This window comes from Streptomyces lacrimifluminis (assembly GCF_014646095.1).
Classification (GTDB): Bacteria; Actinomycetota; Actinomycetes; order Streptomycetales; family Streptomycetaceae; genus Streptomyces; species Streptomyces lacrimifluminis.
In genome coordinates this window covers 86670-97913 of sequence record NZ_BMMU01000029.1, presented here as the reverse complement: position 1 = coordinate 97913, position 11244 = coordinate 86670, and the positions used below count along the sequence as shown (strand labels likewise).

Genomic DNA, 11244 nt, shown 5'->3' with positions numbered 1-11244 from the left:
GGCCTCCAGGCCGAAGCCGGTCGCGCGATGCCGGCGCAACTGCTCGACCTCGTTGAAGGAGTCCGGGTCGAGGAGTAGCTCGATGCGCTCCCGGGCGGTCAGCTTGCCCTTGGCGTGCTGCGCCTCGGTGGCCTTCTCGCTGGGCCCGGCCAGAGCCTGCGCACGGATCTGGTGCAGCTCGGCCACGCGCCCGCGTGCGTCCGTCGGCTCCCCCGTCGGCTCGCCCGTGGACTCACCCTGCGCCTCATCCAAAACGGTCATGTAGCGACCATACGAAGCCGGGCGAGAAAACCGGGCCGTCGACTCCGTACAGTCTCCGGCGCGTTTTCCTGGTACCCCTGAACAGAACGATGTCGGCATGCAGCCGACCCGACTGCTCAGAGGGCATGCGCGTTGTAGAGGTCTCACAAAGTCGTCGCGGTGAGAGCCCTGTCACGCCGGGCGGGAGTACGACACCTGGAGTAACAACACGATCACTCCAGAGATAAAGTTGAAATTTGAACGGAATGGAACTACGGTGACTCCTGTTGAAGTGATTCAAGCTTCAACGACTTCGGTACCCCGTCCCCAAGGAGTCACGTCATGAGCATCTTCGGCCGCAGGACCACCGCCGACAGCGACGCCGCCACCTCGTCCGTGGCGACCGCGGTGGCCCCCGAGCTCGCCGCCCTCACCGGCGACTACACGATCGACCCGTCGCACACGACGATCGGCTTCGTCGCCCGGCACGCCATGGTGACGAACGTCAAGGGCAGCTTCCAGGAGTTCGAGGGCGCCCTGCACCTCGACGGAACCGACCCCGCCAACTCGACGGCCTCCCTCGACATCACGATGAACAGCATCGAGACGGGTTCCGCCGACCGGGACGGCCACCTGAAGAGCGCGGACTTCTTCCGCACGGACGAGTTCCCGACGATGACGTTCCGCTCCACCAAGGCGGAGTCCCTGGGCGGCGACGACTACCGCATCACCGGCGACCTGGAGATCCTCGGCACCTCCAGGCCGATCTCCATCGACCTGGAGTTCAACGGCACGGCGAAGGACCCGTTCGGCAACGAGCGCGTGGGGTTCGAGGGCAAGGCGGAGATCCTGCGCTCGGACTGGGGCCTGACCTGGAACGCGGCGCTGGAGACGGGCGGGGTGCTGGTGTCGGACAAGATCAAGCTGAACTTCGACATCTCGGCCATCAGGAACGCGTGACACGACGCGTGCCGCTCCGGGTGCCGCGACGTCGGCGCCCACGGAGCGGAGACGAACCGCCCGCCCGGTCACTCCCCGACCAGGCGGGCGGACGTGTATCGGGGCGCCGCCTCCCGCTCAGGCTCGCAGGGTCGGGGTCGCCCGCTCAGGCTCGCGGACTCGGGGCCCCTTGCGCCAGGCCGGCGACGGCTGCCGCGAGGCGTGCGCCCCGGGTGTCCGGTGTACGGGCCTTGAGCAACGGCAGGACGACCTGGTACCGCCCCGTCCTGCCGAGTGCCTCGAAGGCCGCCCCGGCGCGAGGCTCGCGCTCCAGCGCGGCGAGGAGGTCGTCCGGCACCGAGGCGTTGCGCTGGGACTCGTAAGCCGCCTCCCATCGGCCGTCCGCCTTGGCCGTGTCGACCTCCGCGAAGCCGCCGGGCCGCATCAGCCCGGCCGCCGCCAGCTCCGGCACCCTGCGCACGTTGACCATCGACCACTGGCTGCCCCGCCGGCGCGGGGTGATCTTCTGGAGGAAGTACGAGGCGTCGAGGCTCTTGCGCTGCCCGGTGATCCACCCGTGACAGAGGGCCATGTCATTGACCTCGGCGGCGGTGACGGAGGACGGCTCCGAGCCCTTCTTCGTGACCTTCACCCAGAGACCGGCGGTCCGCGGTGCCGAGTGGGCGACGAGCCAGGCGTCGAGGGCGGGCGCGTCGGCGAAGGGCATGACCGGTATGCCGTCGAGGGCGTCTGCGGGCTGGTCAGGTGCGTTCTCGGGTGGGGTGGTCGTTGGCGTGGTCATATGGAGACGGTAGGAGGGCTATAGGACAAGTCCTGTCCTATAGCCCTCCTGTCATCCACCTGTGGCTCGATTGGCGCGGCTGGATTTCGCCCCTTGTGGGGGTGCTCACAGCGTTCACATAATCCTTCAACAGATTTTGACCAGCTCATGCCAGCAAAAGCGCGAGTTCTTTCTGTTGATTTGGCATGGGCCTGACATTCCTGCGTATGTCCAACCCCCCCCACGGAAGGCATCACGTTGAAGAAGCTCATCACCGCGCTGAAGAGAGCCGCAGCCGCCGGCGCAGCCGCGCTCGCGATCATCAGCCTGCAGCCCCTCTCCTCCGCGCAGGCCGCTCCGGCACCCGTCGTCGGTGGAACCCGTGCCGCGCAGGGCGAGTTCCCCTTCATGGTCCGACTCTCCATGGGCTGTGGCGGCGCGCTGTACACGCAGCAGATCGTGCTCACCGCCGCGCACTGTGTGAGCGGTTCGGGCGCCAACACGAGCATCACGGCCACCGCCGGTGTCGTGGACCTCCAGTCCACCTCCGGCCGGGTCCAGGTCAGGTCCACCCGGGTGCTCCAGGCCCCCGGCTACAACGGCACCGGCAAGGACTGGGCGCTGATCAAGCTCGCCCAGCCGATCAACCTGCCGACGCTTAAGATCGCCACCACCACGCAGTACAACACCGGTGACTTCACCGTCGCCGGCTGGGGTTCGGCCCGCGAGGGCGGCGCTCAGCAGCGCTACATGCTCAAGGCCACGGTGCCGTTCATCAGCGACGCCACCTGCAAGGCGTACGGCGGCTACTACAGCGGCCTCGTCGCCGGCGAGGAGATCTGCGCCGGCTTCGCGTCGGGCGGCGTCGACACCTGCCAGGGCGACTCCGGCGGCCCGATGTTCCGCAAGGACAACGCCGGTGCCTACATCCAGGTCGGCATCGTGAGCTGGGGCGACGGCTGCGCCCGTGCGAACGCCCCCGGCGTCTACAGCGAGGTCTCGACCTTCGCCTCGGCCATCGCCTCGGCGGCGTCGACTCTCTGACGCGCCTGAGCAGCACCCTCAGTACGACGTCCGCTGGCCCGGCGCTCTCCAGCGCCGGGCCAGTGCCCGTTCCCGTACCCCTATCCGTGCGTTTGCGGGGGCCTGCGTTGTCAGGGTGAGTCGCCCCCCGCCGCCCCTACCCGTCCCTCCCCCGGAGGGGGGACCCCCATCGGGGGCGCTGCCCCCGAACCCCCGCTCCTCAAACGCCGGAGGGGCTGAATTTTCCCCTCGTCGCTTGCTCAGAAGCCCCCGCCGAAGTCGCCGCCCCCTCCGAAGTCGCCGCCTCCCCCGAAGTCCCCGGGGTCGAAGTCGGCGCCGGACGTGTCGCCGCCCTCGTAGCCGCCGGGGTCCCGGAAGTCGCCGTATCCGCCGCCGTAGTCGGCCGCGTAGGACGGGGTGGCCATCATGCCGCCGAGCATCGTGCCGACGAGGAGGCCGGGGAGGATGCCGCCGCCGAAGTAGCCGCCCGCCCAGGGACCGTACGCCGGGCCCGCGTCCCAGTAGGGGCGGGGCCCCGAGGCGGTCTCCACCTCGCGGACCGCCGGGTCGTGGCCGTCGGCCAGACGGGCCCGGTCGGCGGCGCAGACCGGGACCTCGCGGGGAGAACCGCCGGTCGGCCTCCAGGTCGCGTCGGCGACCGAGGGGCCGTGGCGCGGATCGAAGAAGCAGGGGCCACGGCGGTCGGGCAGCGGGCGGCCCTCGCGGCGCGCGGCCAGTCGCGTGAGCGAGAACCGGCCGTCCTCCAGCGCCTGCGTCACCGCGCGCACCTCCTCCGGTCGCCGGGTGGCGGCCATCAGCGACTTCGCCTTCTCGTACGCGTCCAGCGCCCGTTCGTAGTCCGCGCGCATCGCGTCGTCGGCGCCCGACTCGGCGGGGTGGAAGTCGAGCCGGTCGAGCTCCTCGCCGAACGCGGTGATGTCCTCGTCGACGACGACCGTCAGCTTGGCGAGCGCGGCCCGCCGCTCCGCCTCGTGCCGCGCCCGGTTGCGCCGGACCAGCGCGTACGCGCCGCCACCGCCCGCCGCCAGCACCGCGCCGACTGCGATCAGCGCCCCCGTGTTCACCCCACCGTCGTCGCCACCATCCGAGCCGCTCCAGGTGGCCGGCGCCGAACCGCCGACGGTGCCACGCAGCGCAGCGTCGACGAAGTCGTTGAGCTGGGCCTTCGTATCGCCCTCGCTCCGCACCGCGGTCACGAGGTTGCGGACCGCCGGCCGGCTGAGCACACCGCCGTCGGCCCGTGCGTCGAACCGGTCGCCGAGGCGGACGGCGTACAGACCCGTGATGCCTGTCTCGGTACGAAGGTTCGTGAACAGGTTCGCGGACGGGTGGTCGGCCGGAAGGACGGCCACGAACACCGGTTTGTCGGCCTCCTCGATCCTGGCGGCGAGCGCGTCCGCGTCGGACGAGGACAGCAGGTCGGAGGCGGCCGGGTCCACGTACACCGGGCTCGCTCGCAGCGCCTCGGCGATCTTCGAGAGGTCGGTGGCCGCGTGCGCGCCGGGCGCGGCGGCCGTCAGCATCGCGAGTACCGCGAGTGTCGCGACGAGAGGCACCAGCAGCAGGCGTACGAGAGGTCGGACCGGTACGGCCTTCATGTCTTCGAAGCTACCTGAGTCGGGGGAGAAACGGAGACCGGTCCCGGTGAGGTCCCACTGCCTCCTCCCCACCAGGACCGGTCCCCCATCGCTCAGGCCGCCCGGTACGCGGCCCTCAGCTTCTCCAGGGCCGCGCCGTACCGCCCGGTCAGCAGCAGATGGTCGGCGTCGGCGAAGGGCTTGGCGGCGGCCGACGTGATGTCCTGCCCGATCCTCTGCTGGACGATCAGCCGCGCCTGGGTGACGAGGGCGCGTCCCGCCTTCCCGTCGTGCGCCCGCTCGGCCACGGCCGCCGCGGCCGTCAGCGCCTTCAGGGTCTTTTCGCCGCCCTCCGGGATCTTGGCCCTCGTGGTCAGGCCCCAGCCGTACGGGAACTGCGGGTCGTACGTCGTGTCGCCCACGTTGATCGGCAGCTGGGCCTCCGACTTCGGCCAGGTGAGCGGGAGTTGGCCACTGAACCCGCGCCTGCCGTAGAGCACGTCGGCGACGCCGTCGCCCTCGGTGCCCGGCAGCCAGGAGGCGATGAGGGCGTCGATGTCCCCGAGCCGGTCGCCGATGAGCTGGGGGCGTCCGGCGACCACCAGTACCGCGCACTTCATCGCGGCGCACACCCTGTCGACCGCTGCCTTGTCGGCGTCGCTCAGCGCCAGGTCGTTGCCGTTGCCGACGTCGCCCATGCCCTCGGCGTACGGGGTCTCGCCGACCACGACCACACCCACGTCGTATCCGCCGGTGGGGGCCGAGGCGTCCTTGGAGTAGGTGAGGTCGGCCCCGGTCCTCCGCATGCCCTCCAGGACGGTCGTGCCCTCGGTGATGTCGCCGGAGGAGCCCTGCCAGGTGACGGTCCAGCCGCCGGTCTGGTTGCCGATGTCATCGGCGTTGGACCCGGCGACGTACACCTTCTGGGACTTTTTCAGCGGCAACAGGCCCTGTGAGTTCTTCAGCAGCACCTGCGACTTGGCCGCCACCTCCCGTGCCACTGCCCGGTGTTCGGCCGAGCCGATGTCCGCAGCGCCGCTCGTGTCGGCGTACGGGCGCTCGAAGAGGCCGAGCCTGAACTTCTGGGTGAGGATGCGGGAGACGGCGTCGTCGATCCGCTTGCCGTTGATCCGGCCGGCGTTCACCTCGGCGACGAGGGTGGTGCGGAAGTCCTGGTAGGCGTACGGGACCATGATCATGTCGAGGCCCGCGTTGACGGACGTTCGGACGTCGGAGGCGTAGTCGCCGGGGATCTGGTCGATGGCCTGCCAGTCGCTGATGACGAAGCCGTCGAAGCCCATACGGCCCTTCAGGACGCCGTTGATCATGTCGGCACGAGCGTGCATCTTCACCGGCCCCTGGCCGTCCCCCGCGATGTCGAGGGAGGAGTAGGACGGCATGACCGAGCCGACGCCCCGGTCGACGGCGTCCTGGTACGGGGCGAGGTGGACCGACTCCAGTTGCTTGCGGGTGACCTCGGTGACGCCCTGGTCGATGGTGTACGAGCCGGTGGTGGAGGAGCCGTACGTGGTGCCGCCGTCGCCGACGAAGTGCTTGGCGGTGGCGAGGACCTTGTCGTTCCTCTTCAACTCCGTGCCGTTCGGGCGCCCTTGGAGGCCCTGGATCACCGTCTCCATCGACTCGACGAGGGCCGGGTCCTCGCCGAACGACTCGTACGTCCGTCCCCAGCGTTCGTCCCGGGCGACGCAGAGACAGGGCGCGAAGTCCCAGGGAATACCGGTGGCCCGGACCTCGGCCGCCGTCACCTTCCCTGCCCCATAGGCGAGTTGGGGGTCCCGGGCGGCCCCGATACCGATGTTGTGCGGCAGGATCGTGGCGCCGACGAGGTTGTTGTGGCCGTGCACCGCGTCCACCCCGTAGATCAACGGGATCTGGAACCGCGTTGCCTGTGCCCGGAGTTGGAAGCCGTCGATCATCTTCGCCCAGGCCGCCGGGGTGTTGGGCGTGGGCGTCGAACCGCCGCCGGAGAGCAGCGAGCCGAGGTCGTACGAGGCGATGTCGCCGGGCGTCGCCGCGAGTGCGCCGCGCTCGGCCTGGGTCATCTGGCCGGCCTTCTCCGCCAGGCTCATCCGGGAGAGGAGGTCGGCGACGCGCTGCTTCACCGGCAACTTGCCGTTCAGATACGGGAGTCCGTGTGCGTCGATGACGATCTGCGGGGTCTCGGCCGGGGCCCTGGCTCCGGTGACCGTGAGCTTGAGGGGGACGGTCTCCGCCGACTCCGCCGCCCTGTCCTTGCGGGTGGGGACCTGGATCGTGCGGGAGGTGCCGGAGGCCGTACCCGCGGGGAAGGTGAGCTCGCCGCGGACGGGCGTGTAGTCGGCGCCGTCCGATGCCGTACCGCCGGTCGTCGTCTCGTAGGTGACCGTCACGGGGTCGGTGAGCGGGGCGGAACCGGTCGTGCCGAGAGTGACGCCGACCGTCGCCGTGCCGCCCTCCTTCACCGGGTACACGGCGGAGTCGGTGGTGACCGACGCGCGCAGCGACTGATCCGCCCTGCCGTACAGTTCGACGCCGTCCATGGCGAACCGGTCGCTGATCCCGACGGGAAGCGTGAGGGCGTACCCCCAGATCTCGGTGAGGCCGAGGATCTGGTCGATCCCGCCGACCGGCTGGTAGTCCGTGCGGTACGCGAAGTCGGTGAAGGGGATCTCGATCCGCTTCCAGCCGGTGAAGTCGTCGGTGAAGGAGGTCGTCCAGAGTTCGGAGGCCTCGCCGTTGGCGCCGCCGTCCTTCAGCTCGAAGCCGACCTTCCCGCCGTTGTTCCGGCCCTCCCACCAGAAGCGGATGCCCTTGCTCGCCGACCAGTCGTGGGCGGGCTCGGCGAAGGCGAAGTCGTGGGTGAAGCCGCCGTAGCCGCTGATGTCGTAGGTGCCGGTGAGGACCTTGGCGCCCTCGGGGGCGTCCGACCGTTCGGTGAGGGCGAGTCGGGGCGGGTCGTCGGCGTCGCCGCCCCAGGTGAAGATGCCGTCGGCGGGCGGGGAGGCGAAGGGGACCTCGCCCTCGAAGCGGTCCACCGGGACGGGAGTGGGGGCGGGGTCGTCCGCCCCGGCCGCCGTGCCCGCGGCGGCCAGGGGCAGCAGCCCGGTCAGCAAAGTGGCGCAGACGAGCAGGGCGGTTCGTCGCATGGACCTTCCCTCGGCTCTGGAGTCCTTGAGTCCTTGAGTCCACTTGAACACCTCGGGTGAACTCACGGCTGGGAACACGCCGCGAGTCAACAAGTGCCCCAGAGGACCGTCAAGGTGCCGAACAGGCCTCGCCCACTTTGCCCGGATCGGGTCTCCCTACTCGGCGGGCTCGACGCCCGCCCGCAGCAGTCCGTACGTGTAGGCGTCCGCCAGCGCCTCCCAGGACGCGGCGATCACGTTGTCGGCGACGCCCACCGTCGACCACTCGCCCTTGCCGTCCGAGGTGGAGATCAGGACGCGGGTCGTGGACTGCGTACCGTGCTTGCCCTCCAGGATGCGGACCTTGTAGTCGACCAGCTCCAGCTGGGCGAGCGGCGGGTAGATCTTCTCCAGGGCGACCTTCAGGGCGCGGTCGAGGGCGTTCACCGGGCCGTTGCCCTCCGCCGTCGCGACGATGCGCTCGCCCTTCGCGAAGATCTTGACCGTGGCCTCGTTGGCGTGGCTGCCGTCGGGGCGGTCCTCGACGATCGCACGCCAGGACTCGACCTCGAAGTACGTACGGGCCCTGCCCTCGGCCTCCGCCCGCAGCAGCAGTTCGAAGGACGCGTCGGCCGCCTCGAACGTGTAGCCCTGCAGCTCACGCTCCTTGACTCTCCCCACGACCCGGCCGACCAGCTCCCGGTCGTCGCCGAGGTCCACGCCGAGTTCCCTGCCCTTGAGCTCGATCGAGGCGCGGCCGGCCATGTCGGAGACCAGCATCCGCATGGTGTTGCCGACCTGCTCGGGGTCGATGTGCTGGTAGAGATCGGGGTCGACCTTGATGGCCGAGGCGTGCAGGCCCGCCTTGTGGGCGAAGGCCGAGACTCCCACGTACGGCTGATGCGTGGACGGCGTCAGGTTGACGACCTCGGCGATGGCGTGGGAGATACGGGTCATCTCGCGCAGCGCGCCGTCGGGCAGGACCTTCTTGCCGTACTTCAGCTCCAGGGCGGCCACGACCGGGAACAGGTTGGCGTTGCCGACGCGCTCGCCGTAGCCGTTCGCCGTGCACTGGACGTGGGTCGCGCCCGCGTCCACGGCGGCGAGGGTGTTGGCGACCGCGCAGCCCGTGTCGTCCTGTGCGTGGATACCGAGGCGGGCGCCGGTGTCGGCGAGGACCGTGGAGACGACCGCCTGGACCTGGGCCGGAAGCATGCCGCCGTTGGTGTCGCAGAGGATGACGACATCGGCGCCGGCCTCGGAGGCGGCGCGGACGACGGCCTTCGCGTACTCGGGGTTCGCGCGGTAGCCGTCGAAGAAGTGCTCGCAGTCGACGAAGACACGGCGGCCCTGGGAACGCAGGTGGGCGACGGTGTCGCGGACCATCTCCAGGTTCTCGTCGAGGGTCGTGCGCAGCGCCAGTTCGACGTGTCGGTCGTGGGACTTGGCGACCAGGGTGACGACGGGAGCGCCGGAGTCGAGGAGTGCCTTGACCTGCGGGTCCTCGCTCGCCTTGCCGCCGGCCCGGCGGGTGGCGCCGAAGGCCACCAGCTGGGCGTGCTTGAAGTCGATCTCCCGCTGAGCGCGGGCGAAGAACTCGGTGTCGCGCGGGTTGGCGCCCGGCCAGCCGCCCTCGATGAATCCGACGCCGAAGTCGTCCAGGTGCCGTGCGATGGCCAGCTTGTCGGCGACGGTGAGGTTGATGCCCTCGCGCTGGGCGCCGTCGCGCAGGGTGGTGTCGAAGACGTGGAACGAGTCGTCGGGTTCGCTGGGTTCCGTCATGATCTCAAGGCTCCTGAGGATGTCGATCTCGGTCTGTACCGGAATGACCGGCTCCACCGTCCCCCAATGATCCCTCGCGCTTCTTCTCCGGCTGAAGGTGGGCCAGAAAAGCGAAAAACCCCTCGCGGGTGCGAGAGGTCTGCGCGCGGGTCGAAGACGACGATGGCCGCCCGTACCTGTTAGTACGAGGCGGTCACTGCGGACCGGCGCGCCTGCTGCCAATAATCGTGGCGAACGAGAGCACGGGAGCAGTCTTGCACAGCACTGCCCCCGCGCTCAGCGGTGTCTCAGCATGCGAACCCGAGGAGTGACGCCTGAGGGTCATCGCAGGCGGCGTACAAAGCCGTCGGTCTCGCCGTTCGTGTCGCCCCTGACCAACTGCGCGGAGGTGCTGCCGAGGCCGAGGAGTCGGTCCTTGCCGCCGAACGAGGTGATGTGGACGGGGTCGTCCGTGACCGGGCCGCCGGTGACGGCAGGGCTGGCGAGCCGGGACTTCCCGGTGCGCAGATCCCGTACGTACGCGTTGCCCTGGCCCTGTGGGGCCGCGAACACATAGCCGACGTTCCGGCCGTCGCCGCTGAGCTCGGGCCCGAAGACGGACGCGCCGCCCGCTCCGTCGTGGACGACGCCCCGGGTCCTGTCGGTCCGCAGGTCGCGCACATAGGTGTGGGTGTTGACGGTGCCGCCGGCCACCAGGTCGTCGCCGTGGTGCTCGAAGGCGATGATCCGGCCGTTCGCCGAGAGCGACGGGGTGAGGCCGTAAAACGCGGACGGGGTGCCGTCCGGCTTCACGTCGACCGGTTCCTCGGTGTGGGTGCGGCGGTCGTGCACCCACAGCCGGCCCCCGCCGCCGCGCGGCTCGAACTGCGTGTACGCCACGTAACGGCCGTCCGCGCTCAGGTCGAGGTGGTACGCGCCGCGGGTCGGGTGGTCGCGGTTGGTGATCCGCTCGATCTTCCCCGTGCGGCGGTCGGCGAGGTACACGGCCGGATGGATGGGCCTGTCGGCGCTCTCCAGCTGGCTGGGCCGGGCGTTGAAGGCGACGTAGCGGCCGTCGTCGGAGATCCGGGCGACTCCGTGGGCGTACGAGGACGCGCCCGTCGGGGTCTTGCTGATCCGGTCCGTGCGGCCGGTGCGGCGGTCGTGGACGTACACGTCCTGGGCCCAGTAGACCTGCGGCTCGGGCCACTTGGCGAGGTTCGTCGCCGTCGAGACGAGCACCACGAAGCGGCCGTCGGCACTGATGGCCACGACGCCGGTGCCCCGGTCGGCCTGGGTGCCGTCCGTCGCGACGCTGACCCGGCTCACCCGGCCCGTGCGCAGATCCCGGACGAAGGCGTCCTCAACGCCGTTGGTGTCACCAGGGACCAGGTTCTTGGCGTGGGAACCGAACGCGGCATAGCGGCCGTCGTCGCTGAGGTACGGGCCTGCCGAGTAACTGTCGCCCTGCTCCCCGGCGGCCGACACCGTGACCCGCTCGGTCGGGCGCGGCGGCGCCGGAGCCGCCGAGGTCACCGACAGTGCGACCGCCCCCGCCGTGATCGCCGCGACGGTCATCGCGCGCGTGATTGCGAACATGCCTGTTCCCCCGTTTCCCCTGCCCCCGCAGGGTGCTGCTTCCGCGATGCATGCGATGCAAACGCATATTCACGATACGGGTCAATCAGTCATATTGAGTACAACCTGAACGGGAGTTCACGCGTCCGTGTGGTCCTCACCAATTCCGGGAACCGTACAGTCCCCCGACCCCGAAAGG

The 11244-nt window shown here is 70.2% G+C and carries 8 protein-coding genes; 2 read left to right on the top strand and 6 right to left on the bottom strand.

All coding sequences use genetic code 11. The features are described 5' to 3' along the window. A partial coding sequence (locus IEY89_RS32265; protein ID WP_308437468.1) for a carboxyl transferase domain-containing protein occupies positions 1-261 on the bottom strand: 261 nt, incomplete at its 3' end. Positions 262-582: 321 nt separating this feature from the next. Here IEY89_RS32265 and IEY89_RS32260 point away from each other — a divergent pair. Continuing rightward, a complete protein-coding gene (locus IEY89_RS32260; RefSeq protein WP_189151066.1) occupies positions 583-1200 on the top strand; it encodes a YceI family protein in 618 nt (205 codons plus the stop codon). 145 nt (positions 1201-1345) lie between these two features. On the opposite strand, the gene IEY89_RS32255 is transcribed toward IEY89_RS32260, so the two are convergent. After that, a complete protein-coding gene (locus tag IEY89_RS32255; RefSeq protein WP_229695526.1) occupies positions 1346-1906 on the bottom strand; it encodes a YdeI/OmpD-associated family protein in 561 nt (186 codons plus the stop codon). A gap of 312 nt (positions 1907-2218) precedes the next feature. Here IEY89_RS32255 and IEY89_RS32250 point away from each other — a divergent pair, with 312 nt between their 5' ends. After that, positions 2219-3004, top strand: a complete 786-nt coding sequence (locus IEY89_RS32250; RefSeq protein WP_189151064.1) for a S1 family peptidase — start codon at positions 2219-2221, stop codon at positions 3002-3004. Between the two features lie 239 nt (positions 3005-3243). Here the strand turns inward: IEY89_RS32250 and IEY89_RS32245 are convergent, their stop codons facing one another. From IEY89_RS32245 to IEY89_RS32230, 4 genes are all read right to left on the bottom strand, one after another. After that, positions 3244-4602, bottom strand: a complete 1359-nt coding sequence (locus IEY89_RS32245) for a hypothetical protein (RefSeq protein WP_189151063.1) — start codon at positions 4600-4602, stop codon at positions 3244-3246. A 92-nt stretch (positions 4603-4694) separates the two neighbouring features. Beyond that, positions 4695-7727 (bottom strand): glycoside hydrolase family 3 protein, encoded by a 3033-nt coding sequence (locus tag IEY89_RS32240; RefSeq protein WP_189151062.1) that lies wholly within the window; start codon positions 7725-7727, stop codon positions 4695-4697. A 156-nt stretch (positions 7728-7883) separates the two neighbouring features. Beyond that, positions 7884-9488, bottom strand: a complete 1605-nt coding sequence (cimA, locus tag IEY89_RS32235; protein ID WP_189151061.1) for a citramalate synthase — start codon at positions 9486-9488, stop codon at positions 7884-7886. A gap of 321 nt (positions 9489-9809) precedes the next feature. Further along, complete coding sequence (locus IEY89_RS32230; protein WP_189151060.1) at positions 9810-11066, bottom strand: TolB-like translocation protein; 1257 nt, start codon at positions 11064-11066, stop codon at positions 9810-9812. Positions 11067-11244 lie beyond the last annotated feature (178 nt).

Excerpts from the sequence above, each read along its gene's own strand:
- IEY89_RS32260 (WP_189151066.1), top strand. The coding sequence starts at position 583 with ATGAGCATCTTCGGCCGCAGGACCACCGCCGACAGCGACGCCGCCACC.
- IEY89_RS32255 (WP_229695526.1), bottom strand. The coding sequence starts at position 1,906 with ATGCCCTTCGCCGACGCGCCCGCCCTCGACGCCTGGCTCGTCGCCCAC.
- IEY89_RS32245 (WP_189151063.1), bottom strand. The coding sequence starts at position 4,602 with ATGAAGGCCGTACCGGTCCGACCTCTCGTACGCCTGCTGCTGGTGCCT.
- IEY89_RS32240 (WP_189151062.1), bottom strand. The coding sequence starts at position 7,727 with ATGCGACGAACCGCCCTGCTCGTCTGCGCCACTTTGCTGACCGGGCTG.
- cimA (WP_189151061.1), bottom strand. The coding sequence starts at position 9,488 with ATGACGGAACCCAGCGAACCCGACGACTCGTTCCACGTCTTCGACACC.
- IEY89_RS32230 (WP_189151060.1), bottom strand. The coding sequence starts at position 11,066 with ATGTTCGCAATCACGCGCGCGATGACCGTCGCGGCGATCACGGCGGGG.